This window comes from Ruegeria sp. AB10 (assembly GCF_056542745.1).
Genome location: NZ_JBQGAI010000002.1, coordinates 212,560 through 238,608, shown reverse-complemented (window position 1 = coordinate 238,608; position 26,049 = coordinate 212,560). Strand labels below are relative to the sequence as shown.

Sequence of the window (26,049 nt, the reverse complement as noted above, 5' to 3'; positions counted from 1 at the left end):
ACAAAATCGCTCGGGTCGGGTAGGCTGGCGGTCAAACGATCTCGGGAAAACTTGAGGCCATGAGCAGGATTTTCTACGCTATAGCGCTGATCTGGGCGCTGACCGGTGCTGCGTACGCGCATGATTTCAGTGCGCTTGCCCGCATCGTACCGGACCAAAGCCGCATCACCGATGACGGGCGTGCCGGTGTTCGGGTTGACCTTGGTCTCAGCCAAGGGGTGCCGTACCGGGTATTCACTCTGCGCGATCCCTACCGCATGGTGCTGGATTTTCAGGAAGTTGACTGGACCGGGCTGGATGCCGATACCTTCTTGCAAACCGACCGGATCAGCGGCGTGCAATTTGGAGCCTATGTTCCGGGCTGGTCGCGCATGGTGCTGGAACTTGGCGCGCCGCTGGCCGTCGATACGTCGGAGCTGAGGGTGGATGAAGTCACGGGGACGGCGCATTTGTCATTGAACCTGCGCGGCACCGATTTCGACAGTTTCACCGCCGGTGCCGGTGCGCCGCGCCAGCCAGGCTGGGACTTGCCGGAACCCGCCGTGACACCGGCCAAGCCGGGCCGTGATGGTACGCGTCCCTTGCTGGTTATGCTGGACCCCGGCCATGGCGGGATCGACCCCGGGGCCGAGGCCGGGGGCACGGATGAGAAAACCCTGATGCTCACCTTCGCGCGCGAGTTGCGGGAAACGCTTTTGCGGGCAGGGGGGTATCAGGTGGTGTTGACGCGCGTGGATGACCATTTCGTCAGTCTGGAACGCCGCATTGCGTTGGCGCATCGGGCCGGGGCGGATGTGTTCATCTCGCTGCACGCGGACATCCTGTCGGAAGGGCGGGCGCACGGGGCTGCGGTTTACACGCTGTCCGACGATGCCTCGGACGTGGCCAGCCATAAACTGGCCGAACGGCACGATAGGGGCGACCTGATCTCGGGCGTGGACCTCAGCGGTGCGGACGATCAGGTGGCCGACGTCCTGCTGGACATCGCCCGCCAGGAAACCCGGCCGCGCACCGATGCGCTGGCGCGGGCTCTGGCCGACGGAATGACCCAGCAGGGCGGGCCGATGAACCGCCGACCAAACCGCACCGCGTCGTTTTCTGTGCTCAAGGCCGCGGACATTCCCTCGGTCCTGGTCGAGCTTGGATTTCTGTCCAGCCCCAGAGACCTGAAAAACATCCAGAATCCCGAATGGCGCAAGGGCATGGCGCTTGGCATTCTGAACGGGTTGGAGCAATGGCGTCAGGACGATCTGGTCAAACGGTCCCTGATTGGCCAGTGACCCTGCGGCACAAACCGGCTAATATTGGCCATCGTGTTTTGACCCGGCGCCGGCGCATCCCTATATAGGCGGCAGCGCGAGTAAAAGGCAGCAACGTGATCCGTTTCATTCTTTCCGTTTTCGGGGCGATCTTCAGCCTCGTCACCTTGGGTATTTTCATGGCCGCGCTGGTGATTGGCGCGGTGTTCTGGATGTATGGCCGCGACCTGCCCAGCCATGAATCGCTGGCGCAGTACAAACCGCCGACGATCAGCCGGATTTACTCGGGCGAAGGCCAACTGATCGACGAATTCGCGCAAGAACGCCGCCTGTTCACCCCGTCCGAGGAAATCCCCGATCTGGTGAAACAGGCGTTTATCTCGGCCGAGGACAAGAATTTCTATAGCCATCAGGGCTATGACCCGCGCGGGATCATTGCCGCCGGGGTTGAGGCGGTGAAGTCCAAGGGTGAAAACGTCCGTGGTGCGTCCACGATCACCCAGCAGGTGATGAAGAACTTCCTGCTGTCTGGTGACCGCCGTGCCGAGCGTAAGATCAAAGAGATCATCCTCGCCACTCGGCTTGAGGATACGCTGGACAAGGAACAGATTCTCGAGCTCTACATGAACGAGATATTTCTGGGTCAGAACTCTTATGGCGTGACGGCTGCTGCCCAGACCTATTTCAACAAGACGCTGCAGGAACTGGCTCCGCATGAGGCCGCAACCCTGGCGGCGATGCCTAAGGCACCGTCCGACTATCACCCGGTTCGCCAAAAGGAACGCCTGCTGGCGCGCCGGGACTATGTGCTGCGCGAGATGCGCCAGAACGGTTATATCGATCAGGCGACCTATGACGCCGAGGTCGAGATGCCGCTGCGCTCGGTCCAGAACGGCGACTTTGAGAGCTTCCGCACCGCACTGCCGCCGCGTGACTATTTCACCGATGAAATCCGCCGCCAGCTGAGCGAGGATTTCGGTGAGGGTGAGTTCTTTACCGGCGGCTTCACCGTCCGCGCCTCGGTTGATGAGGAAATGCAGGTCGAGGCCGCCAAGGCGCTGCGTACGGCCTTGCAGAAATACGACCGGTCGCGCGGTAAATGGCGCGGCACGGGCGAGGTGATGCCCGAGGAAAAACTGGCCGACGAATCTCAGTGGCGCGACGCACTGGCGGTCATGGAGATTCCGCGCGACGTGGTGCTGCCGACGCAGTGGTATCCGGCCGTTGTGATGAACGTAGGTGAACAGCAATTGACCGTCGGCATCGAGAATGGTCCGGCGGATGGTGCCATCCCGCGCTCGGATATCAAATGGATGCAGGGCGATTTCGCGGCCAATTTCAAACGTGGCGACGTCATTCTGGTGATGGCCGGGGAAGAGGGCCAATGGTCCGCCCGTCAGGTGCCCGAAGTGCAGGGCGGCTTTGTCGCGATGGACGTGAACTCGGGCCGTGTCCTGGCGATGCAGGGCGGGTTCTCGTATCAGGACTCGGTGTTCAACCGCGCCACGCAGGCGCAGCGCCAGCCGGGGTCGAGCTTTAAGCCCTTCGTTTATGCCGCCGCGCTGGACAGTGGCTATAGCCCGGCCACCATCGTTGTGGACGCGCCGATCGAGGTGAACACGCCACAAGGCCTCTGGCGGCCCAAGAACTCGTCCAACAAATTCTACGGCCCGACGCCCTTGCGTACCGGGATCGAGCAATCCCGGAACCTGATGACCATCCGTCTGGCGCAAGAGGTCACGATGCCGGTTGTGGCGGGCTACGCCGAACGTTTCGGAGTTTATGACCGGATGGGCGCATTCCTTGCGAACTCGCTGGGGTCCGAAGAAACCACGCTGTACAAAATGGTTGCCGCCTACGCGATGTTCGCCAATGGCGGGGAACGGGTCGAACCCACTCTGGTTGACCGTATTCAGGACCGGTTCGGCAAGACGATCTATCGCCACGATGACCGCCAGTGTCTGGATTGTAACTCGGCCTGGTTGGAGCCGGATGAGGCGCCAACCATCGAGACCAACCGCAGCCAGGTCATGGATGCGATTACGGCTTATCAGCTGACCTCGATGATGAAGGGCGTAGTCGACCGTGGTACCGCGTCGTCCGTTGTAAACCTGCCGGTGCCGACTGCGGGCAAGACCGGTACGACCAACGAATCCAAGGACGCGTGGTTCATCGGCTTCACCTCGAACATCGTGGCGGGCTGCTATATCGGCTATGACCGTCCGCGCCCGATGGGGCGGGGGGCCTATGGCGGCACAATGTGCGGTCCGGTATTCCAGAGCTTTATGGAAACTGCTGTCGAGAAATATGGTGGCGGTCCGTTTGAAGTGCCCGAGGGTGGCCATTTCATCAAGATCGACCGCTTCAGCGGTGCGCGCCTGCCTGCGGATGCAACCGGTGACTACGTCGTGGCCGAGTATTTCCGCGATGGCGTCGATGGCTTTATCGACCGCGTCTATGACGGTGGCTTTGCCATGGGATCGGACCTGCCGCTGTTCGAGGAAGCCAGTTCGGGCCGTCAGGTCACCACATCGACGGGCAACACCGTCACGGTTGGGCCCAATGCAAGCCAGGGCGATCTGTCAACCGGCGGCCTCTACTGACAACAGAAACGTTTCGGGTCACCGCTGTCTTGTGGTGACCTGAACCTCTTGCTATCACGCACACCTGATTGAGAAAGTTGGGACAAGACCATGCGCGCCGAAACCCAGAACACCGTGGCGGAAATCGAAAAGTCGCTGGAGCTGCTGGCGCAGCGTATGGACTATGAAACCGCGCCTCATCGCCTTGAGGAATTCAACGCCCGCGTCGAGGATCCCAACCTGTGGGACAACCCTGAGAACGCGCAGAAACTGATGCGAGAGCGTCAGATGTTGGTCGATGCTATCGAGACCTATGAGTCCATCAAGACCGATCTGAACGACAATATCGAGCTGATCGAACTGGGTGAGATGGAAGAGGACGAAGAGGTCGTCACCGACGCAGAAGACGCCATCAAAAAGCTGAAAGCTAAAGCCGCAAAGAAAGAGCTTGAGGCGCTGCTGGATGGCGAGGCGGACGGTAATGACACTTTCCTCGAGATCAACTCGGGCGCCGGTGGGACGGAAAGCTGTGACTGGGCTTCGATGCTGGCGCGTATGTATGTTCGTTGGGCTGAGAAAAAGGGCTATACGGTCGAGCTGCAGTCTGAGACCGCAGGGGAAGAGGCGGGGATCAAATCGGCCGCCTACAAGATTTCTGGTCATAACGCCTATGGCTGGCTGAAATCCGAAAGCGGCGTGCACCGGCTGGTGCGAATCTCGCCCTATGACTCGGCGGCCAAGCGGCATACCTCATTCAGCTCGGTCTGGGTCTATCCGGTCGTCGACGACAATATCGAGATCGAGGTGAACCCCTCGGAAATCCGCATTGATACCTACCGGTCTTCGGGTGCAGGTGGTCAGCACGTGAACACCACAGACTCGGCGGTGCGGATCACGCATATCCCGACCGGGATCGTGGTGACCTCGTCCGAGAAGTCGCAGCACCAGAACCGCGACATTGCGATGAAAGCCCTGAAGTCCCGTCTGTACCAGCAGGAGCTGGACCGCCGGAACGCGGATATCAACGCGGCGCATGAAGCCAAGGGCGATGCGGGCTGGGGCAACCAGATCCGGTCTTACGTGTTGCAGCCCTATCAGATGGTCAAGGACCTGCGGACGAACTTTGAAACCTCGGACACCAAAGGGGTGCTGGACGGTGACCTGGACGGGTTCATGGCGGCAACGCTGGCGTTGAACGTGGCGGGCAAAAGCCGGTCCGAGGCGCAGGGCGAAGGTTAACCGCAAACCTACGGGAAACTCGTGATGAACATGATCAAAGGCCATTGGCAACTGATCGTGATTGTCACGCTGGTGTTTGCGCTCTGGCATACTCCGGTCGTGCTTCCGCTGAAGATCCTTGTCGTTTTCCTGCACGAGCTTTCACACGCGATCGTGGTTGTTGTAACCGGCGGATCGGTGGAAAGCTTCAGCATCTCTCCGCGACAGGGCGGGCTTGTGACCGCCCGAGGAGGCAATCGCTTTCTAAGCCTGTCGGCGGGCTACCTCGGATCATTGGCGCTTGGCATGGGGCTCTTGTTCATTGCCCTGCGCACGCATTGGGATCGGGCCGTGCTGGGCGGCTTTGGCGCGGTCATGCTGTTGGTGACCTTGCTTTACGTCCGCGAGCCATTTGCGATGCTGTTCTGCTGTATTGTCGGTGCCGGGATGCTCGCCATGGCGTGGTATCTAAGTCGACCGCTATGCGATCTGTTTCTGCGGATCATTGGGCTGACCAGCATGATCTATGTTCCCTATGATATTTTCGACGACACGATCCGCCGCGCTGGCATACGTTCGGATGCGTATATGTTGGCCGAGGAATTCGGCGGCACCACCATGCTGTGGGGCGGTGTTTGGCTTATCCTCAGCTTCTTGTCGATCTTTCTGTGCCTGAAGTATTTTCTTGGGCACGACAGCAACCTGAGATTTGGTCAATCATCCAGTTGATCGCCAGTGAACATTGTCAAAAGATGTATTCAAACTGTGGGTTTAAATGGAGAAGTGCCCCGGCTAGGCTGACCCCCAAGGAGGGACGAGCCAGGGATGGATTTGAGCCAGACAACTGCAATCGATCTATTGAACGCGATCGCTGCGGGGCGGTTGTCGGCGGTTGAGGTGATGCAAGCGACATTGGACCGGATTGCCACTGTCAACGGGTCGGCAAATGCCATCGTTGCCTTGCGTGACCCGGATGATTTGCTGGCCGAGGCACGGGCATTGGATGCCGGGTCGAGCCGGGGGCCGCTGCACGGGTTGCCGATTGCGGTCAAGGATCTGGTCAATGTTGCCGGGATCGTGTCCTCTCAGGGCTCGCCGATTTTCAAGGATCATGTACCGCAGAAGGATGATCTGATTGCCGCGCGGATGCGGGCGGCGGGGGCGGTTCTGATCGGCAAGACCAATGTGCCGGAGTTCGGGTTGGGTTCTCATACCTTCAACCCGGTCTATGGTGCGACACGTAACCCCTACGACGCGACGCGGACCTGCGGCGGGTCGTCGGGCGGCGCGGCCGTGGCGCTGGCGACCGGTATGGTGGCGCTGGCGGATGGGTCCGACATGATGGGCAGCCTGCGCAACCCGGCCGCTTGGAACAATGTCTACGGGTTCCGGCCCAGTTGGGGTCGGGTGCCGTCCGAGCCTGCAGGCGACGGGTATCTGCATCAGCTCTCGACGCTTGGCCCGATGGCGCGCACCCCCGAGGATCTGGGGCTGTTGCTGGATGTGATCTCGGGACCGGATCCGCGGCAGCCTTATGGGGGTGCCAGCCCGTCAGCGTCGCCGGTTCAGGCCTGCGATATGCGGGGCCTGCGGATTGGTTGGCTGGATGACTGGGGCAGGGTCTATCCGTTTCAGCACGGAATTCGCGAATTATGTCGCAGCGCGCTGGACGTGTTTTCGCAACTTGGGGCCAAGGTCGACCCCGTTGCCCCCCCCTTTGCAGCTGAGCGGATTTGGGACAGTTGGGCCACGCTGCGCGCGTGGGGCGTGGCCGCCAGTCTTGCGCCGTTGGCCGAACAGCGGGCGGCGTTGAAGGATACCGCACAGTGGGAATTGGATCGGGGACAGGCCCTGACTGCGATGCAGGTGCATGAGGCCAGCGTAACGCGATCAGAATGGTTCCGGTGCGCGGCTGAACTGTTTCAGGACTATGACGCACTGATATTGCCCTCGGCACAGGTTTGGCCGTTCCAGATTGAAACGCCGTACCCGACGGATATCGCCGGTACTGAGATGGATACCTATCACCGATGGATGGAGGTCATGGTGCCGGTCAGCCTGATCGGCCTGCCATGCCTGTCAGTGCCTGTCGGGTTCGGGACCGAGGGGCTGCCGATGGGGATGCAGGTCTTTGGCCCGCGGGGATCGGACGCCCGTATCTTGTCAATCGGTGCGGCCTATCACGCCGCTACCAGATGGCCACAAAAACGACCGGCCTGATTTCAGGGCCGGCAAGGGAGGAGAGACATAATGGACAAACCTTTCGGCGTTCCCGACATGGGGCCGGTGAACACAGAGATGCTGCGCGAAGCGCTGCGCAGGGCCTGGGTCGATTTCCGGCGTGCGCCGGTCTTTGGTTTGATGTTCGCCGCTTTCTATGTGCTGGCCGGATGGGCGATCGCCTGGGTAACGGTGCGCACCGGAACCTCGTATTGGCTGGTGCTGGCGGCAATCGGGTTCCCCCTGCTGGGGCCGTTCGCTGCGGTCGGGATGTATGAGGTGTCACACCGATTGGAGCAGGGCGAGCCTCTGGATTTCAGCGCGATCTTTGGCGTTGTCATACAGCAGGGTCGGCGTCAGTTGCCCTCGATCTGCGCGATCATTGTGGTGATGTTCCTGTTCTGGTTCTTTCTGGGGCACATGATCTTTGCGCTGTTCATGGGGCTGTCGACGATGACCAATGTTTCGACGTCGCTGGAAGTGTATTTCACGGCAAACGGGCTGACGATGCTGGCCGTGGGAACTGCCGTGGGTGCGGCGTTTGCGACAATCCTGTATATGATCACCGTGCTTTCAATCCCGATGTTGCTGGACCGCGAGCTGGATTTCGTGACCGCCATGATCGCCAGCTTCAGCTATGTGCGGGATCATTTGGGCGTGATGCTGGTCTGGGGCGCGTGCATTGCTGCCCTGACCTTTGTGGCGATGATCCCGTGGTTTCTGGGCTTGCTGATCGTGTTGCCTCTGTTGGGGCACGCAAGCTGGCATCTCTATCGGTTGATCACGCAGGCTTCGGCACAAGGGGCGGGGTAGCTCAGCCGACAGCCTGCCGTGCCGGTTGCTCCGAGCGGCGCGCGGTGCGCGCCGCCGCCAGTATCGCCGAGGGGTTTTCGCCGAGATGGCGCAGCAGGATCCGACGCATAGTTGTTGCGCTGGCATTGGTTTTTGACAGGCAGATTGCAACCCCGCGCCAGCGGTCCGCGTTTTCGTCCGATCCGCGCGTTACCAGATAAATCCGGCTGTTCTGCGATTCCCGGCTGGACATCAGAATATAGATCTGACGGCCAGCGCAGGCCGCGATCCCCTGAACCTCGCGGTCGTTCGGGGCAGCTTCCGGCATTCCGGGGCGGGGCTCATACCCGCGCACCAGCGTGCATTGCGGAAGGCGGCGCGCGTGAAACAACCTGTGCCGCGAAGGCTGCGTTTCATCCAGCTCGGTTTCGGTGGCATAGTAAAATCCGGCCGGAAACAGGTTCTCGGTCAACGTTGCCGGGCCCGAGCCCAGAAAATCGGTCAGGGCTGAGGCCGCAGGATGCGATGGTGCGCGGTCGATCTCATCCAGGGGTCGCAGCAGAATACGGGCGTCGACTTCGAAAAAACGGCAGATACGATCCAACACATCCGGGCGGGGAAAGCTTTCGCCGCCGAGGTAACGGTTGAATTGCGTGCGGTTGATGCCCAGTTGCCGGCACAGTTCGGATACTGACGTGTATTGCCGCGCAAGAAGCCTGAGATTGGCACCGAACATTCGGCGCAGTTCGTCCGGGTTACGGATGTAATCGGTCATAGGCGTCTTCGGTTCCCGCGACTTGTTTCGATATACGCAACATGATCGACCAAGAGGTCGACTCAACGTAGAAATCGTACAGATGACACGAACGGGCGCATCCCAACACCGCGTCTTAATCCGAGGCTAACGTTCAATGCCACAAACGCAATAGGCTTTATCCCATTTTGCGTGATCTTTTTGGGCTGTATTGCACTGGGGACGGTGAAGGCAGCCAAATTCGGCGGACAAACCGGGGTTTCCCCACCCGCGCCGGACACGCCGACGGGGTGGGGGCCGTACTTACTCGCCGCGCAGCAGGGCCGCGACGCCGGTGCGGGCCACTTCGACCAGGCCCAGCGGGCGCATCAGATCGGCAAAAGCGTCGATCTTGTCCGGTGCGCCGGTGATTTCAAAGATGAAAGAGTTCAGCGTGCTGTCGACCACATTGGCGCGGAAGATATCGGCCAGGCGCAGCGCCTCGACCCGTTTATCGCCCGCGCCGACAACCTTGATGATGGCCAGTTCGCGTTCAACGGCGGGGCCTTCGACGGTCAGGTCGTGGACCTCGTGCACCGGGACAATTCGGCCCAGCTGAGCCTTGATCTGTTCGATCACCTGCGGGGTGCCGGTGGTGACGATGGTGATGCGGCTGAGGTGGCCAGTATGGTCCACCTCGGCCACGGTCAGGCTTTCGATGTTATAGCCACGGCCCGAGAACAACCCGATCACACGGGCCAGTACACCGGGTTCGTTTTCGACCAGAACCGCGATTGTGTGACGTTCCTGTACGTCCGAAAAGGTGGGCCGTAGGTTATAGGCCGAATGGCGGCTGGCGCCTTTTTTGATATGTAGGGCAGACATTTACGTCCCTTTCATCATCCTCGTGGTGTCGGGCGCGTGGGGCGCCCAACGGTATTTCGTCAAACCAGAACCGACCCTTTGGAATCGATTACGCCTTGCGTTTCGGCCTCGCCCAGCAGCATCTCGTTATGTGCCTTGCCCGATGGGATCATGGGGAAGCAGTTTTCATGCTTTTCAACCAGGCAGTCAAAGATCACCGGACCGTCATAGTTGATCATCTCCATGATCGCGTCATCCAGATCGGCAGGGTCCGAGCACAGGATACCCTTGGCGCCAAACGCCTCGGCGAGTTTGACGAAATCGGGCAGGGCCTCGGACCAGGAATGCGAGTAGCGCTCGCCATGCAGCAATTCCTGCCACTGGCGCACCATGCCCAGACGTTCGTTGTTCAGGATGAACTGCTTCACCGGCAGGCGGTACTGAACCGCGGTGCCCATTTCCTGCATGTTCATCAGCCACGAGGCCTCACCGGCCACGTTGATTACCAGTGCATCGGGATGGGCCATCTGCACGCCAACAGAGGCCGGGAAACCATAGCCCATCGTGCCCAGACCGCCCGAGGTCATCCAGCGGTTGGGGTCTTCGAACCCGAGGTATTGTGCCGCCCACATCTGGTGCTGGCCAACCTCGGTGGTGATGTAGCGATCATGCTTTTTCGTCAGCTCTTCAAGACGTTGCAGCGCGTATTGCGGTTTGATCGTCTTCTCACTGTTGGTGTAGGCCAGACAGTTGACCTTGCGCCAGTCGCTGATCTGCGCCTGCCACTTGGCGACCGCCGCCGCGTCGGTCTTGCGACCGCGCGCCTTCCAGACCTTGAGGATATCCTCAAGCACATGACCCACGTCGCCGACAATCGGAATGTCAACACGGATCACCTTGTTGATCGATGAGGGATCGATGTCGATATGCGCCTTTTTCGAATTCGGCGAGAATGCATCGATCCGCCCGGTGATCCGGTCGTCGAACCGTGCGCCGACATTGATCATCAGGTCGCAGTCATGCATCGCCAGATTGGCTTCGTAGAGCCCGTGCATCCCCAACATACCCAGCCAGTTTTCACCGGATGCCGGGTAGGCACCCAAGCCCATCAGGGTCGAGGTGATCGGGAAACCGGTCGCATCCACCAGCTCGCGCAGCAGCTGGCTGGCCGCCGGGCCCGAGTTGATGACGCCGCCACCGGTGTAGAACACGGGCTTTTTCGCCGTCTCCATCGCGGCGACCAGTTCGGTGATCTCTTCCAGATCGCCTTTCAGAACAGGCTGATAATGCGAGGTCGAGGGTTTGGGCGGCGAGTATTCGCCCGAGGCAAACTGAACGTCCTTCGGGACGTCGACCAGCACCGGACCGGGGCGGCCCGAGGTGGCGACGTGGAACGCTTCGTGCATCGTCTCGGCCAGCGAGTCCGTGTCTTTCACCAGCCAGTTATGCTTGGTGCAGGGGCGGGTGATACCAACGGTGTCGGCCTCTTGGAACGCGTCCGAGCCGATCATGAAGGTCGGAACCTGACCCGTCAGAACAACGATCGGGATCGAGTCCAGCAACGCATCGGTCAGGCCAGTCACCGCATTGGTGGCACCGGGGCCAGAGGTCACCAGCGCAACGCCGGGTTTGCCGGTCGACCGGGCATAGCCTTCGGCGGCGTGGATCGCGCCCTGTTCATGCCGCACCAGAATGTGACGGATGTCATTTTGCAGAAAAATCTCATCATAGATTGGTAGCACGGCGCCACCGGGGTATCCGAATACCGTGTCCACGCCCTGATCCTTGAGGGCCTGAACCACCATCTTTGCGCCGGTCATCTCACGTGTCATCTGCTTTGCTCCGTTCGCGACATGTGTCTTGCGTATTGCCAAAAAAAAGCCCCCGAGATTTTCGGAGGCGCATGGGTTCGATTATGGTTTACCGTTACCGGCCCATGCGCGTGGTTCCTACGATTACGACTAGCGTTTTCATCGCCAGAGGCTCCTCTTTTTGCGTGGAGGGACATTATGAGCGGTGCGACGGGGCGTCAACAGGCAATCGTACCAATTTTGTAACCCGCTGGGCGGTTTTTGCGACATTTTATTGCGCAGATTGCCGCAGGTGGGGAATTTCCGCCAATTGTCTCCCGCTGAAGGGGGGAGAATCTGAATTTGAACTGGTCAGTTTGCGTCAAGGCAATGTCTTAAACTGACATGAGGGCCTCTGGCGGCTGCGGCACGCTGATTTTAACGATCATAGTTAGGGAGGCGGTTCATGTTGGCAGATTTGGTTGATCTTGGTCGGTACCCTATCGATCGTCCGGGCTCACGCGCATATGACCAGATGATTACCGACTTGCGGCGGGAACTGGATGAGGATGGGTGCGCAGTTCTACCGGGATTTGTCCATGAGGCGGGGCTTGAGGTGCTGGTCAAGGAGGCTGACGCGGTCGCGCCGCAAGCACACCGGTCTTTCAATCGCACAAACGCCTATTTTACCAAGGATGATCCGAGCTTTGGGATCGGCCACCCGATCCGCCGCTTTTACGACCGCTCGAACGCGTTTGTTCCGGCAGACAACTTTCCGCGAACCGGCCCGCTGCGTCGCATCTACGAGTTCGAGGGCTTCATGCCGTTCATCCGCGACGCTCTGGACGAAAGTGAAGACCGGTTCTTTCGCTATGACGACCCGCTGGCCGATGTGATCATCAATGTAGTGGAAGAGGGGCAGGGGTTCCCCTGGCATTTCGACACCAACAACTACACCGTCACCTTGGCCATTCAGAACGGTGAGACCGGGGGCACCTTTGAATATGTCCCGAACCTGAGAACCTCCGAGGACGAGAACTTCAGGGAAGTGGCATCCATTCTGGACGGGGACATGTCGCGGGTGCGTGAACTGGAGTTGCAACCGGGCGACCTGCAGATTTTCAAAGGGAGATATGCGTTGCACAGAGTGGCCCCGGTCGAGGGCGCGCGCAGCCGCTATGTCGGGATTTTTTCGTTTGTCGAGGCTGAAGGGATGTGCGGCAGTGTTGAACGCACGCAGCAACTTTATGGGCGGGTGTTGCCGCGGCATCATGAACGGGAAGGGTTGAGAAAGGATCAGTTGCTGGACTGAGATGTGTTAGGCTGTGGCCATGTTTTTCAGCGGCCGGAGGAACTGGTGCCTCAGATTTTGCAGCTTACGCCATTTGTTTTGTGTTCTTCTCTGCAGAAGCAGATTGATTTCTATTGTGACCGGTTGGGGTTTTCCTGCGGGTTCCGGCAGGACAATTATGCTTTTCTGTCTTTGGGCTCCGTGGCCATCCGGTTATTGGAATGCCACCCCGCAAGGACGGTTCGCCGCTGGGGGATGATCAGTCGTTTTACATCGATGTGGACGGGATCGACGAGTTGTTTGAGAGCCTGCATCCGGGTTTGGCGAACCTGCCCGAGGGGCGTGTACGTCCGCCCTTCGACCAGCCCTACCAGCAGCGCGAGTTTCACGTCATCGATGAGGACGGCACGTTGGTGTTTTTCGGTCAGGACATCCGTCCGAGAGGGTAGGCCCTCCCGCCCGTTGTCGATGCGCCTGCGGCGCATCTCCGCCGGTTGGGCCGGGCAGCGCGTGCCGCGCTGCGGGTGCGCTTAGAAACCGGGGCTGGTGCCTTGCAGCACCCCATGTTCCAGCGCATAGCGCGTGAGGCCGGCGGTGGATGATATCCCCAGCTTGCGTTTGATGTTCTTGCGGTGGGTTTCCACCGTGCGCACCGAGATTTCCAGCGCCAGCGCGACCTCTTTGTTCGATTTGCCCTGTGCCAGTTCCAGCAGGATGGTTTGTTCGCGGCCCGTCAAAGCTTCGCGTGCGCTGTCCTTTTTGGGCTCCAACGATCCGCTCGCCCCGGTGCACAGGTATTGCTCGCCACGCATCACCGCGTCTATCGCCTGTTTGATCTCATCCGTCGGGACATCTTTCAGCACGTATCCCTTGGCGCCGTGGCTGAGCGCGGTCGAGATGTATTCCGGGCTGTCATGCATCGACAGGATCAGAATACGGGTGTCGGGCAGGCGCTCAAGGATCATCTCGGTTGCGCTGAGGCCACCCAGACCGGGCATGTTCAGATCCATCAGGATGACATCGGGGCACAGATCGGCGACCCGATCTACAGCCTCCTGACCGGTGCCGAGCGTGCCGACCACAGCGATTTCGGGATAGCTTTCCAGGATCGATTGAATCCCTTCGGCCACCATCGGGTGATCGTCTACAATGAGAACTCGGACTGTCATGTACCGGCCTTTCGGTTCGGAGATGAATCTTCCCGCGGCGGGAGCAGGTGGCTGAGCGGCAGGCTGGCCTCGATTACGGTGCCGCCACGCGGGCCGCGTGATGACAGAATGCGCAGGGTTCCATCAAGCTGTTCGATGCGTTCCTGCATGTTGCGCAGGCCGATCCCGGCGCTGGTCTGGTCCTGTCCGCTGGGCAGACCCCGACCGTTGTCGGTGATGCGCATCGTCGCGCCCTTTTTGTGACCGCGCAGGTCGATGTTAACACGGGTAGCGCCGGAGTGGCGTTCGATATTCGTCAGGGCCTCTTGCGCAATGCGATAGAGGGCGATCTTGCTGTCCTGATCCAGCCGGTTTCGGAACACCACCGTTGTGAACTCGGTCTCGATCCCGGTGCGTTCGCGGAAATCGTCGGTCAGCGTTTTCAGGGCAGGGCCGAGGCCCAGATCGTCCAAGACGCCGGGGCGCAGGTCGCGGCTGATGCGGCGGACCTCGGTGATGGCGGTGCCGAGATGGTCGATGCCTTTATCCAAGGGAGCACGGGCACCATCGTCATCGCCGCGATCCAGCCGTCGTCGTGTATTGTCCAACGCGTAGCGCACACCGACGAGGATCTGGCTGATCCCGTCATGCAGCTCGCGCGCCACGCGGCCACGCTCTTCTTCCTGCGCGTCGAATACGCGCTGGGTCAGTTCCTTGAGCTTGGCATCCGCCAGCCGCCGTTCGCGGACATTCAGCAGCATGCCCGAGGCAAAAACGATCAGCACCGCGGCCAGAACGATGCCGCCGATATACATGAAGGTGCGCTGCACGCGGGCTTCGACCTCGGCGCGGGCGTTGGCGACAGTGGCGACGATATCGTCGATGAACACGCCGGTGCCAACGGCCCATCGCCAGTCCTGCAAACCAACGACATAGGCGATCATCTGCGCCTCTTCCCCGGTCGAGGGTTTCTGCCACATGAAACTGTGCCATCCGGCGCCTTGCCGGGCCAGGCTGATGAATTCGTCCACAATCGGGGTGCCGTCGCTGTCCGTCAGGCCTTCCCAGTTGCGATTGATGAATTCGGTCTGGCGGGGGCTGACCAGATTGGTGCCGTCATAGTCATAGACGAAAAAGAACCCGTCTTTTCCGTAGATCATCGCCGACAGGATTTGCGTCACGAGGTTTTTTGCAATCGCGTCATCCGGGGAAGCGCGCCCGTAGATATAGGCAAACCCGTTTCGGGCCTGCGTGACATAGTTCTTCAGCTCTTCTTTCTTGGCCTCGATCAGGCGACGTTCCAGCGCCTGTATCTCGCGCTCAGCCGTGGCGCGGGATTCATGGGTCACCAGCACCGCGATTGCTGCCACCGCCACAACAAGCGGAATGGCAGCAACCAACGACAGTTTCTGGCCGTAGGTCAGCGAAATCAGGTTCCGGTATCCCCTCATGGTCGAATCGATACGCAAGACTGCGGAAAATTGCAAAATCTTTGGACAATCAGATGCAGATGCAGCCTGAGAGATAGAGGGCCAAAGGGATTTTCCACGGAATTGACCTGTCTCGCTTTCAAAAACCCAACCCTCTACGTAGTTGTTGGTATTCACATTCAATATCCGCTGTTTAAGCTGACGCACACTGATAACGACTGCACCCGGACTCTGTCCGGGTTTTGAATATGTAGGGGAGGAACACTCATATGGATCGTCGTTCATTTCTAAAAACATCTGCTCTGGGCGGCTCGGCAGCTGCGGCCACCACGCTGGCAGCTCCGGCTTATGCGCAGGGCAATCGCACCCTGACCATGGTGACGTCATGGGGTCGTGGCGCGGCAGGTGTGTTTGACAGCGCGCAGCGGTGTGCCGACAGCATCAACGCCATGTCGGATGGCAGCCTGACGGTTGACATCAAGGCAGCGGGCGAACTGGTCGGCGCATTTGAGGTGTTCGATGCTGTATCGTCGGGTCAGGCCGACATGTACCACGCGGCAGACTATTATTTCGTGGGCCAGCACCCGGGTTACGCGTTCTTCACGGCTGTTCCGTTTGGCATGACCGCGCAAGAGCAGGTGAACTGGTACTATCATGATGGCGGCATGGAGCTGCATGACGAACTGGGCGAGATCTTTGGCCTCAAGTCGTTCCTGGCCGGTAACACTGGTGCGCAGGCGGGTGGCTGGTTCTCGAAAGAGATCAACAGCCCCGACGATTTCAATGGCCTGAAGTTCCGGATGCCGGGTCTGGGCGGTAAGGCTCTGGGCAAACTGGGTGCATCGGTTCAGAACATTCCGGGTTCGGAAGTGTATCAGGCGCTGTCCTCGGGTGCGATTGACGGCACTGAGTGGATCGGGCCATGGGCTGACGAAAAGATGGGTTTCCAAGAGATCACCAAGACGTTCTACACCGCCGGATTCCATGAACCCGCAGCGGGTCTTTCGCTGGCGACAAACCGCGATGTATTCGATGAACTGACACCCGCCCAGCAGAAGATCATCGAGATCGCCGCCGCCGAAGCGCACCAGTGGAATCTGGCGCAATTCCTGGCAAATAACGGTGCGGCCCTGCAGCGTCTCAGCTCTGGCGGCGTGAAGGTTCTGGAATTCCCTGACAGTGTCTGGGATGCCTTTGGTCAGGCCAGCCAGGAAGTGCTGGACGAGAACATGAGCGATGACCTGTTCAAAAAGATTCACGACAGTGCGATGGCTTCGATGGCAGCCTCTTCGGCATGGCTGAACCTGTCTTCGGGCGCTTACACCACGCAGCGTGACCGCGTGCGCGGCTAATCGCAGAATCTATGCTAGACTGGTTTCCCCGCAATAGCGGGGAAACCTTTCCCGTTGCACATGCGCGGTTCGGACAAATCCGCGATAAACAGCAGTGCAACCGATACGACCTGGGGACAACATGCAGGACGAAAACGGTATCTCGTTCTTCGGCGCCCTGTGGAACGGACTGGTGTGGTTCGTTCAGAACATTGCCGAAGCCTTCTATAATTTCGGATACGCCATCACGCATCCGCAACTCTGGCTGAACTGGTCGGACAAAGAAGCCATCATGCGCTTTGTCTATTACGGCGGATCGGTCGAGTTCTTCTTTGTGGTATTCACCCTGTTTTTGGTGCTGACGGCCATCGGGCTGTATTACCGGAGCTTCATGTGGGGGATGGTGCGTGTCCTTGAAGGGTTCGCCAACACGACCGGGCGCTTCTTTGCCTGGGCGGGACTGCTGATGGTGATCCAACAGATCGTTATCGTGTTCATGCAACGGGTTTTTGCACGGCCGGATATGTCCTTTGGTCTGGGTATCCCGTTCAGTCAGGACATCAGCTGGTATGCGGAAGAGCTGAAGCTTTATAACGCCATGGTCGTTTGCCTGTGCTGTACCTACACTTTCGTTCAGGGCGGCCATGTGCGGGTTGATCTGGTCTATGCCGGGATCAGCCACCGGGCCAAGCGTGTTGTCGACATGCTGGGGTCGTTGTTGTTCATGATGCCCATCGCCGTGCTGACATGGATGTATGGCTGGTACTTCATGTGGCGGCACCTGATCGTGCCGAAACCCTCGGCCAGTGACGCGCTGGATCGATTGATCGCGAAGTCCCGTGCGCTGCGTTGGAACGTGGAAACCATCGGGTTCAGTCCGAACGGGTTCAACGCCTATTTCCTGTTCAAAATCCTGCTGGTCGGCTTTGCAGCCATGGTGTTCCTGCACGCGATTGCCTTCTTCTACCGGTCGTATCTGGAATACGTGGAAGGCCCCGACAGCGTTGGAAAATACCTCGACAAGGACACCCTTGGCGAGGGTGAAGAAGCCTACGAAGGCGCACATTAAGGACGGAGACCAAGACAATGCTATTCGGGCTTGATGGCGTCGAGATAGGCCTCATTATCGTATTTCTATGCCTTTTCGGGGGCATCCTTTCCGGTTTCCCGGTGGCGTTTGCCATTGGCGGCGCGGGTATCATTTCCTTCGGGATCATCGCGGCGCTGGACAGTGCCGGTCTGCTGATCCATCAGGCGATTGATACCGGATCTCAAGCCTATCGGGATCTGGTCAATTCCGGGGTCAAACCCGATACCGTGTCCACGTTCCGATACCCGGACTTACCCAGGATCGCCGAACCGGTCTTTGTGCAGGGCTGGGAAACCGCGCTGGACCGCAATGTTTCGTTCATCGTGAACCGTATCAACGAGCGTGTTCTGGCCGGTCAATCCATCGAGACCCTGCTGGCCGTTCTGATGTTCGTCCTGATGGGCATCACGCTGGAACGCTCGAAGATCGCAAACGATCTGCTGACCACGATGGCGCGTGTCTTTGGCCCGCTGCCGGGCGGTCTGGCCGTTTCGATCGTGGTTGTGGGGGCGTTTCTGGCGGCCTCGACCGGGATCGTCGGCGCGACCGTGGTGACCATGGGCTTGCTGGCGCTGCCAACCATGCTGCGAAACAACTATTCGCCGGAGCTGGCGACCGGTGTAATCGCGGCCTCGGGTACGCTGGGGCAGATCATTCCGCCCTCGATCGTGATCGTTCTGCTGGGTACGCTGGCCGGAGACCTCTATTCCACCGCGCAGGAAACCCGTGCGGTTGATGCCGGATGTACCGATGCGCTGACCTATTTGGGTGAGCCTGCTGTGGTCTCGGTGGGTACGCTGTTTCAGGCGGCGCTGCTGCCGGGGATCATGCTGGCCTTGCTCTATGCGCTCTATGCGTTTGGTTATGCGTTGCTGAACCCCGAAAAGGCCCCGGCGGTCGAGATTTCGGGCGGCAGTGGTGAGCCGATCACCCGCGCCGAAGGCCTGACTTGGCTGTTGGGTGCGCCGGTCGCGCTGATCGTCGGCGTGGTCATGCTGGGCAGTGCGGGTGTGATTGGCAGCCAGAACATCAACGTGTCCGCCTTTTCGGATATCGGTGAGGGAGCATCGCTTCGGACCAACGTGTCCGCAGAGTGTCAGGCATCGATGATCGAACTGCATGGTCAGTCCGCCTGGGATCAGGCCGTGGCCGAGCAAGAAGCCATTGACGCCGCTGGTGGAGCGGCAGCATCCACCCGCCTGAACGAGGAAGAACTGGCCGCAGCGAAGGAAGCCAAGATTGCGGCGGCTGCTCCGATTGGCAATGGCGTCGCCGTGGTTGTGGTGCTGCTGGGTCTGACCTTGCTGATGGGGCGCGGTATCGCACCGTCGAAATCGCCGCAGCCGCTGATCCTCGGGACCATTGGTCTGTTGCTGATGCTGCTGGTGGATTTGGTGCTGATCGCGCCGACAACCTCATCCGGTGCCACGTTCCTGTTGCTGGCGCTGCCGTTTGCACTGGCGATCTATGGGGCCAAGGAGGCCGCGATCCGATGTTCAACCAATGACCTGATCCGGGTGGTCTTTCCGCCGCTGGTTCTGATCATCGCGGTGCTCGGCTCGATCCTCGGAGGCGTCACCAACCCGACACCGGCGGCTGCGCTGGGGGCGGGCGGAGCGATCATGCTGGCGGCCTATCGCAAGCTGCAGGATCAGGAACGTTCGGGCAAGGTGATCATCTGGTCGACCTTTGCCGTCATCATCTGCCTGGTTCTGGGCGTGAACTTCGATCTGCGCGTCAATCAGGGTAGCGTCACGGTCGAGACCTGGATTGCGTTTGTTCTGGCTTATGCGGCGTATCTGTATGCGCTGTTCGGCCTGATCTACGCCTGCTGGGTCCTGTTCTCCAGCGGGGTTCTGACCCCTGTGGTGCGCGAGACGGCCAAGGTGACCTCGATGGTCTTTACCATCCTGATCGGGTCGCAGCTGTTGAACCTTGTGGTGATCTCGTTCGGCGGTGAGCACTATATCCAGCAATTCCTCAAGAGTTTTGACAACGAGTTCACGGTCTTCCTGATCGTGATGCTGGTGCTGTTCTTCCTGGGCTTCGTGCTGGATTTCCTTGAGATCATCTACATCGTGATCCCCATCGTGGGCCCGGTGATCTATGGCGGGTCGTTTGATCCGAAATGGGTGACGATCATGGTGGCGGTGAACCTGCAGACCTCGTTCCTGACGCCACCGTTCGGCTTTGCGCTGTTCTACTTGCGGGGCGTTGCGCCGAAAGAGGTGACGACGGGGCATATTTACCGCGGCATCGTGCCCTTTGTGATCATTCAGGTGGTGGGGATTGCGATCCTGTGGTTCTTCCCGTCGATTGTGACCATTGTGCCGGATCTGATCCCGAAATGATCTGTTGCATGACCAAATGGAAAAGGGGGCCGTATGGCCCCCTTTGCTTTGGTGCCTTGGGGAAGGGGCCAGCCCCTTCTTGGCCTGCGGCCAATTCAACCCCGAGATATTTTTGGCCAGATGAAAAGCGGATCAGGTGAACTGGATCAGGTCCCAGCGATTTCCGAACGGGTCGCGCCACACGGCGACTTTGCCATAGGGTTCGTGTCTTGGGTCTTCTTCGAAATGGACCCCTCTGGCGTGCATTTCGCGGTGGTCGCGGTCGAAGTCATCGGTTTGCAGAAAGAAGCCGACGCGGCCTCCGGTCTGGTTACCGACGGCGGCGATCTGGTTCGGGCCGTCAGCCCGGGCCAGCAACAGTGAGGCACCGGCTGAGCCCGGAGGCGTCACCAGCACCCAGCGCTTACCATCGCCCAGATCAATGTCCTGTGCCAGGCTGAAGCTCAGTGTCCCGGTGTAGAACGCGATGGCGGCATCGTAATCCGGCACCACAAGGGTGACGGCAAAAAGGCTCTGGCGCATGGGGGTCAGCCCTTGGTCGGGTGGCGGTCGGGCAGTTGGATGCCCGCGACCTGTTCGGCGATCGGGGCCGTGGACAAGGGGTGATGGCTGGCGTCCGCCAGTGCAGCCGGATTGTCGACGCGGTTCCAGTTGCCCTGCATGTAGGCCTCGAGGCCGGAAAAGCGCGCCTTGTATCCCATCTTGGGGCTGCCGGGCACCCAATAGCCGAGATAGACGTAAGGCAGTCCGGCCTCGCGCGCGATATCGATGTGGTCGAGGATCATGTAGGTACCCAGAGAGTTTTGCGGCTGTTCCGGGTCATAGAAGGAGTAGACCATGCTCAGCCCGTCATCCAAAACGTCGGTCAGGCTGACGGCGATCAGGTTTCCGGTTTCGGGGTCGGCGTATTCCACCACGCGGCTGCGGATCGGGGTTTCCTCGATCATTGCAGCGAACTCGAACACGTCCATGTCAGCCATGCCGCCATCGGCGTGGCGGGTATCCAGATAGCGGCGGAACAATTCGTATTGTTCATCCGTTGCCCAAGGCGAATTTGCCCGGCGGCGCAGGTAGGCGTTGCGCTTGGCGGCGCGTTTCTGGCTTTTGCTCGGGCGAAAGGCCGAAACGTCGATCCGGGCGGACAGGCAGGCGGAGCAATCGGTGCAGGAGGGACGGTAGAGTACGTTCTGCGACCGGCGAAACCCTTGTTGCGACAGGGAATTGTTCAGCTGATCGGCGCCTTCGCCCTGTAGGGCGGTGAACAGCTTACGCTCCATCCTGCCCTCAAGGTAGGGGCAGGGCTGGGGGGCCGTCACATAGAATTGCGGCGCGATTGGCAGCGTGTGTCGCATGAAGGTTCCGTGTTTCCTGAGATAGGATGATAACAACGGTTCCCTGAGCCGCCAAGTGATTCAATTGGCTGATCATTATGCCCGTTGGTTGATCATGACGGTGCCCAGGAACGCATCGGTCAGGCCCTGACAACGCGCGCTGGTCAGCATCATGATGACCGAGATGATCTGGACCACAAAGAACGCCATGCTGACAAAATACCCTGCGGTATGGGCCACGGCCTTGCCCGTATCCATCCGGGCGCCAAAGGCGTCGCGCAATTCGATACCCATGAAACGCATCCCCAGCGTTGCCGATCCGTTGGCAATTGTGACGACGCGGTAAACGAAACTGATGACGCCGTAGATCAGCGGCAGAAAGAACAGCCCCGCGCCGAGTGTCAGGAAAACCGGCACGATGCACAGAAGCGAGATTAAGGCGATGTCAAAGAGCCATGCGACAAAGCGTTTGGTTGCCACCGACTGATAGAATTCGGGTTGGCTGTCTGGATCGGGCAGGTGGGTCATTCAATGTAATCCGCGTCGTTGATGGGGGGACCCTGTCCCGAAATGCAGGACAGGGCAAGGTTGGATCAGGCGCGCTCGCCGTTTTCGGCCTCATCGCGGTTTTCGCGGGCACGTTCGTCCATGAACTGGTCGAACTCGGCCTTGTCCTTGGCTTCGCGCAGGCGACGCAGGAAGGCCTCGAAATCTTGCTGCTCGCGCTCCAGCCGCGCCAGGGTGTCAGCCTTGTAGGCATCAAACGCGCTGTTGCCCGAGGGTTTCATGGCGCTCATGTGGCTGTGCCAGGATTTGCGGCGGCTGCAGGATTTGCTGAACATGCGTTTGCTCCAGATCATGTAGGCCAAAAGGGCGAGGCCAACGGGCCAGAAGAAGATGAACCCAAGGACCATGGCGGCGATCCAGGCCCCTTTGCCCTTGTCATCCATCCAGGCTTCGGCTCGGGAAAGCCATCCCGGGTTTTCAGGGACGGCGTGGTCGGAAAGTGCAGTCATTTGTGGTCTCCGGGGTTGATGTAAATTGTTTTCACATTGTTAAGATGGGGAGCGTGCGGCCTGTTGCAAGGGACCGATGTGAAAAAGATTTACATTGGGTGTGCCGACGCGTTCTTCGGTTGACCTCACCCCGGATCAGGCGCAGGTTTCGCAGATGCAAAATACTGACGACACGACCCCTCCGGCGCTGGACGAAATTCTCACTTTGGAAAAGCAGGTCTGGGCTGCATTGGTTGATGGCAATGCCTCGGCCGACCGGGCGCTGCTGAGCGCGGATTTCCTGGGGGTGTACCCCACCGGTTTTGCCAATCGGGATGATCATGTCGGGCAATTTGCCGATGCGCCGACCATGGCCCGGTATGAGCTGAGCGAGACGAAATTGCGGATTCTGACCCCGGACATCGTGTTACTGACCTATCGCGCGGATTATCAGCGCCCCGGATCAGAGGGATGGGAGGCAATGCTGATCTCCTCTCTGTGGGAGCGCCGCCTGGACGTCTGGGTCAACAGTTTCAGCCAGGATACCCCGTTGGAGGCGCAATGACCGGCCCGCTGACCATCCACCGTGTCCCGCGTGCCTTTGATGCCGCGTTGGGTGATGAGGCGCTGAATGCAGTTTCCGGCCTCACGCCCGAACAGGGGGAACTGATCGCCGGGGCGGCCGGATCCAGCCCCTATCTGAAAGGTCTGATCGAGCGCGAACGTGAGTGGTTGCCGCAGGCCTTGCAGCAACCGGATCAGGCGCTGGCTGATGTCATGGCTGCGGCAAAAGCTCTGCCGCCGGATCAATTGAAACCGGGCCTGCGGCAGGCGAAACGGCAAATGGCGCTGCTGACCGCGCTGGCCGATCTGGCTGGGGCGTGGCCGTTGGAGAAGGTCACGGCGGCGCTGACGGATTTTGGGGCGCTGGCGGCGGATGTGGCCGCCAAGGCCGAGATCGCGGCACTGATCCGGCGTGGGAAGCTGCCCGGCATGGGACCGGATGACGTCGAGACCGCCGCCGGGATGATCATTCTGGCGATGGGTAAGATGGGTGCGCATGAGCTGAACTACAGCTCGGATATCGACCTGATCGTGCTGTTCGATGAAACCCGCTTTGACCCGGATGATTTCTACGACGCACGGCAAGGCATGGTGCGGGCGACGCGCAACTTCTGCGCCACGCTCAGCGACAAGACCGCTGATGGCTATGTCTTCCGCACCGACCTGCGCCTGCGCCCCGATCCTGCCGTGACTCCGGTCTGCATGGCGGCTGAGGCGGCCGAGCGGTATTATGAAAGCCTTGGCCGCACCTGGGAACGCGCCGCTTATATCAAGGCACGCCCTTGCGCGGGCGATCTGGCGGCGGGCCAACGCTTTCTGGATACGCTGCGCCCCTTCGTGTGGCGTCGGCATCTGGATTTTGCCGCCATCCAGGACGCTCACGACATGCGCCTGCGCATTCGCGAGAACAAGGGCACTGGGGGGGCGCTGACCGTTCCGGGCCATGACATGAAGCTGGGGCAGGGTGGCATCCGTGAGATCGAGTTCTTCACCCAGACCCGTCAACTGATCGCAGGGGGGCGCGACCCCGATCTGCGGGTGCGCGGCACGGTGCCCGGATTAGCTGCGCTGGCCGGGAAAGGCTGGGTCCCGCACGAGGTCGCCAACAAGCTGACCGACCATTACCGCGCCCATCGCGAGGTCGAGCATCGCATTCAGATGGTCCACGACTCGCAGACCCATAAGGTGCCTCAATCGCAGGACGGGATCGACCGCGTCGCTTGTCTGATGGGCATCGACAGCACCGCGCTGACCGCCGAGTTGACCCACCGCCTGACCGAGGTACATGAGTTGACCGAAGGGTTCTTCGCGCCCGGCTCCTCGACCCCGACTCCGGCCAAAGAGGCTGAATTCGACCAAAGCGTTCTGGCGCGATGGCCCACCTATCCGGCGCTGCGCTCGCAGCGGGGCGCGCGGATTTTCGAGCGGCTCAAGCCCGAACTGCTGTCGCGCCTGTCGAAAACAGCAAAACCGGATGAGGCACTGCTGGCGCTGGACGGGTTCCTGTCAGGTCTGCCCGCCGGGGTGCAGCTGTTTTCCCTGTTCGACGCCAACCCGCACCTGATCGACCTGTTGGTGGACATCGTGGGGACGTCGCACGCGCTGGCCGGGCATCTGTCACGCAATGCCGCCGTGTTTGACGCCGTGATTGGCGGCAGTTTCTTCAATGACTGGCCGGGGCAGGCAATCTTGCAGGCCGAACTGTCACAGGCGTTACAGCAGGAGGCGGACTATGAAACGCAGCTGGATTACGCCCGCCGCTGGTGCAAGGAATGGCATTTTCGCATCGGGGTTCACCACCTGCGCGGGTTGATCGACGGATCGCAGGCCGGGCAGCAATATGCCGAACTGGCCAGCGCAGTGATCGCCGCGATCCTGCCCTGTGTCGTCGAACAATTCGCCAAGAAACACGGCCCCGCGCCAGGACGTGGCGCAGCGGTGTTGGGTATGGGCTCGATCGGGGCAGGGCGGATCAACTCGCAGTCCGATCTCGACATGATCGTGATCTACGACCCGCAAGATCAGGACATGTCCGACGGTCCGCGCCCTCTGGCCACGCGCACCTATTACGCCCGGTTCACGCAGGCGCTGATCACGGCGCTGTCGGCGCCGATGTCGCAAGGGCGGCTTTATGAGGTCGACATGCGCCTGCGCCCCTCGGGCAATCAGGGGCCGGTGGCGACCAGTTGGGCCAGCTTCACCAACTATCAGCAGAACGAAGCCTGGGTGTGGGAGCATCTGGCCCTGACCCGCGCCCGCGTGGTGGCCGGAGACGCAGGGCTGGCACAGGATATCGAGACCTTCCGCGCTGATTTTCTGAAACAGCCCGAAGACCGTGAAAAAGTCCTGGGCCAGGTGGCCGAGATGCGCGTCCGTCTGGCGGCGGCCAAAACTCCGGCCGGGATATGGGATGCCAAGAACGGTCCGGGCCGGATGATGGATATCGAACTGGTGGCCGAAACCGGGGCGTTGCTGTCGGGCGTTGCGCAGCGCGACGTGCAGTCCGGGCTGCAGGGGGCTGTCGCTGTCGGTTTGCTGGACGTCGCTCAGGCACAGACGCTCAGGGACTGCTACGATCTATGCTGGTCGGTGCAATGCGCGGCCCGGCTGCTGTCGGGCAAGGTGATCGAGGCCGACAAGATCGGCGAGGGCGGCGCGGCCTTCCTGTGCCGCGCTACCGGGTTCGAACAGGTCGAACAGCTTCAGGCCGCCTTGCAGGACGGGTATACCACCGCCGCCGAGATCATCGGCAGCGTGATAGAGGAGGGGAAAGATGCCGCGCAGTGACGATCCGAATGATCACAAGGGCCTGATCCGAGAGGCTTATCGCATCGACGGCATCACGCTGCCCGAATGCCGCAGCATCTTTCTGGACTGGGCGCTGAGCCTGCCGGCCGAGCGCGACCAAAAGCAGGCCCTGACCGAGCTGCACGCGGTCTACGCCGCGCAAGAGGCTGATCACCCGATGACTCAGGTGCTGGCCGAAGGGCTGCAATCGGCGCAGGCACCAAAACGGCGTGGTGGCTGGCGATCCCGGCCTCGCTAGGGCTTTCCCCCCGA

At 60.3% G+C, this 26,049-nt stretch carries 23 protein-coding genes; 14 read left to right on the top strand and 9 right to left on the bottom strand.

What is annotated here, in order from left to right; all coding sequences use genetic code 11:
• Positions 1-59: 59 nt before the first annotated feature.
• From ACR0NT_RS06160 to ACR0NT_RS06135, 6 genes are all read left to right on the top strand, one after another.
• Positions 60-1,280, top strand: coding sequence for an N-acetylmuramoyl-L-alanine amidase (locus tag ACR0NT_RS06160; RefSeq protein ID WP_170671885.1), 1,221 nt, complete (start codon positions 60-62; stop codon positions 1,278-1,280).
• Between the two features lie 95 nt (positions 1,281-1,375).
• Positions 1,376-3,862, top strand: coding sequence for a PBP1A family penicillin-binding protein (locus tag ACR0NT_RS06155; RefSeq protein ID WP_170671883.1), 2,487 nt, complete (start codon positions 1,376-1,378; stop codon positions 3,860-3,862).
• Positions 3,863-3,952: 90 nt separating this feature from the next.
• The gene (gene prfB, locus ACR0NT_RS06150; protein WP_170671881.1) at positions 3,953-5,080 is read left to right on the top strand and encodes a peptide chain release factor 2; all 1,128 of its coding nucleotides are present in this window, start codon (positions 3,953-3,955) and stop codon (positions 5,078-5,080) included.
• Between the two features lie 24 nt (positions 5,081-5,104).
• Positions 5,105-5,788, top strand: coding sequence for a M50 family metallopeptidase (locus ACR0NT_RS06145; protein WP_170443444.1), 684 nt, complete (start codon positions 5,105-5,107; stop codon positions 5,786-5,788).
• Positions 5,789-5,884: 96 nt separating this feature from the next.
• On the top strand, positions 5,885-7,279 hold the full coding sequence (locus ACR0NT_RS06140) for an amidase (protein ID WP_170671880.1): 1,395 nt from the start codon (positions 5,885-5,887) through the stop codon (positions 7,277-7,279).
• 30 nt (positions 7,280-7,309) lie between these two features.
• Positions 7,310-8,092, top strand: a complete 783-nt coding sequence (locus ACR0NT_RS06135; RefSeq protein ID WP_170671878.1) for a DUF2189 domain-containing protein — start codon at positions 7,310-7,312, stop codon at positions 8,090-8,092.
• 1 nt (position 8,093) lies between these two features.
• Here the strand turns inward: ACR0NT_RS06135 and ACR0NT_RS06130 are convergent, their stop codons facing one another.
• From ACR0NT_RS06130 to ACR0NT_RS06120, 3 genes are all read right to left on the bottom strand, one after another.
• Complete coding sequence (locus ACR0NT_RS06130; protein WP_480442742.1) at positions 8,094-8,846, bottom strand: helix-turn-helix domain-containing protein; 753 nt, start codon at positions 8,844-8,846, stop codon at positions 8,094-8,096.
• A 282-nt stretch (positions 8,847-9,128) separates the two neighbouring features.
• Entirely contained in the window at positions 9,129-9,689 is a 561-nt protein-coding gene (gene ilvN, locus ACR0NT_RS06125; protein ID WP_170443449.1) for an acetolactate synthase small subunit, read from the bottom strand.
• Between the two features lie 59 nt (positions 9,690-9,748).
• On the bottom strand, positions 9,749-11,500 hold the full coding sequence (locus tag ACR0NT_RS06120) for an acetolactate synthase 3 large subunit (protein ID WP_170443451.1): 1,752 nt from the start codon (positions 11,498-11,500) through the stop codon (positions 9,749-9,751).
• A gap of 424 nt (positions 11,501-11,924) precedes the next feature.
• Between ACR0NT_RS06120 and ACR0NT_RS06115 the strand changes: the two genes are divergently transcribed.
• Entirely contained in the window at positions 11,925-12,770 is an 846-nt protein-coding gene (locus tag ACR0NT_RS06115; protein WP_170671876.1) for a HalD/BesD family halogenase, read from the top strand.
• Positions 12,771-12,970: 200 nt separating this feature from the next.
• Positions 12,971-13,198, top strand: coding sequence for a VOC family protein (locus tag ACR0NT_RS06110; protein ID WP_480442739.1), 228 nt, complete (start codon positions 12,971-12,973; stop codon positions 13,196-13,198).
• An 81-nt stretch (positions 13,199-13,279) separates the two neighbouring features.
• On the opposite strand, the gene ACR0NT_RS06105 is transcribed toward ACR0NT_RS06110, so the two are convergent.
• Together ACR0NT_RS06105 and ACR0NT_RS06100 are read right to left on the bottom strand one after the other, a co-directional pair.
• Positions 13,280-13,918, bottom strand: a complete 639-nt coding sequence (locus ACR0NT_RS06105; RefSeq protein WP_170671873.1) for a response regulator transcription factor — start codon at positions 13,916-13,918, stop codon at positions 13,280-13,282.
• Positions 13,915-15,348 carry a cache domain-containing protein gene (locus ACR0NT_RS06100; RefSeq protein WP_170443459.1) on the bottom strand — a complete coding sequence of 478 codons (1,434 nt, stop codon included), beginning with the start codon at positions 15,346-15,348 and terminating at the stop codon, positions 13,915-13,917. The genes ACR0NT_RS06105 and ACR0NT_RS06100 overlap by 4 nt, the downstream gene beginning before the upstream one ends.
• A 248-nt stretch (positions 15,349-15,596) precedes the next feature.
• Here ACR0NT_RS06100 and ACR0NT_RS06095 point away from each other — a divergent pair, with 248 nt between their 5' ends.
• From ACR0NT_RS06095 to ACR0NT_RS06085, 3 genes are all read left to right on the top strand, one after another.
• The gene (locus tag ACR0NT_RS06095) at positions 15,597-16,679 is read left to right on the top strand and encodes a TRAP transporter substrate-binding protein (RefSeq protein ID WP_170443460.1); all 1,083 of its coding nucleotides are present in this window, start codon (positions 15,597-15,599) and stop codon (positions 16,677-16,679) included.
• A gap of 121 nt (positions 16,680-16,800) precedes the next feature.
• On the top strand, positions 16,801-17,727 hold the full coding sequence (locus tag ACR0NT_RS06090) for a TRAP transporter small permease subunit (RefSeq protein ID WP_170671871.1): 927 nt from the start codon (positions 16,801-16,803) through the stop codon (positions 17,725-17,727).
• Positions 17,728-17,744: 17 nt separating this feature from the next.
• Complete coding sequence (locus tag ACR0NT_RS06085) at positions 17,745-20,099, top strand: TRAP transporter large permease subunit (RefSeq protein ID WP_170671869.1); 2,355 nt, start codon at positions 17,745-17,747, stop codon at positions 20,097-20,099.
• Positions 20,100-20,231: 132 nt separating this feature from the next.
• On the opposite strand, the gene ACR0NT_RS06080 is transcribed toward ACR0NT_RS06085, so the two are convergent.
• From ACR0NT_RS06080 to ACR0NT_RS06065, 4 genes are all read right to left on the bottom strand, one after another.
• On the bottom strand, positions 20,232-20,621 hold the full coding sequence (locus ACR0NT_RS06080) for a VOC family protein (RefSeq protein WP_170671867.1): 390 nt from the start codon (positions 20,619-20,621) through the stop codon (positions 20,232-20,234).
• Positions 20,622-20,626: 5 nt separating this feature from the next.
• The gene (locus tag ACR0NT_RS06075) at positions 20,627-21,451 is read right to left on the bottom strand and encodes an arginyltransferase (protein WP_170671865.1); all 825 of its coding nucleotides are present in this window, start codon (positions 21,449-21,451) and stop codon (positions 20,627-20,629) included.
• A 75-nt stretch (positions 21,452-21,526) separates the two neighbouring features.
• Complete coding sequence (locus tag ACR0NT_RS06070; RefSeq protein WP_170671863.1) at positions 21,527-21,958, bottom strand: RDD family protein; 432 nt, start codon at positions 21,956-21,958, stop codon at positions 21,527-21,529.
• 65 nt (positions 21,959-22,023) lie between these two features.
• The gene (locus ACR0NT_RS06065) at positions 22,024-22,446 is read right to left on the bottom strand and encodes a DUF2852 domain-containing protein (RefSeq protein WP_170443472.1); all 423 of its coding nucleotides are present in this window, start codon (positions 22,444-22,446) and stop codon (positions 22,024-22,026) included.
• 154 nt (positions 22,447-22,600) lie between these two features.
• Between ACR0NT_RS06065 and ACR0NT_RS06060 the strand changes: the two genes are divergently transcribed.
• From ACR0NT_RS06060 to ACR0NT_RS06050, 3 genes are read left to right on the top strand one after another with little or no spacing between them, the layout of a single operon-like run.
• Positions 22,601-22,990 (top strand): nuclear transport factor 2 family protein, encoded by a 390-nt coding sequence (locus ACR0NT_RS06060; protein WP_170671861.1) that lies wholly within the window; start codon positions 22,601-22,603, stop codon positions 22,988-22,990.
• A complete protein-coding gene (locus ACR0NT_RS06055; RefSeq protein ID WP_170671859.1) occupies positions 22,987-25,776 on the top strand; it encodes a [protein-PII] uridylyltransferase family protein in 2,790 nt (929 codons plus the stop codon). The genes ACR0NT_RS06060 and ACR0NT_RS06055 overlap by 4 nt, the downstream gene beginning before the upstream one ends.
• On the top strand, positions 25,763-26,035 hold the full coding sequence (locus ACR0NT_RS06050; RefSeq protein WP_170443478.1) for a hypothetical protein: 273 nt from the start codon (positions 25,763-25,765) through the stop codon (positions 26,033-26,035). Before ACR0NT_RS06055 ends, ACR0NT_RS06050 begins: the two co-directional genes overlap by 14 nt.
• Positions 26,036-26,049: the final 14 nt, after the last annotated feature.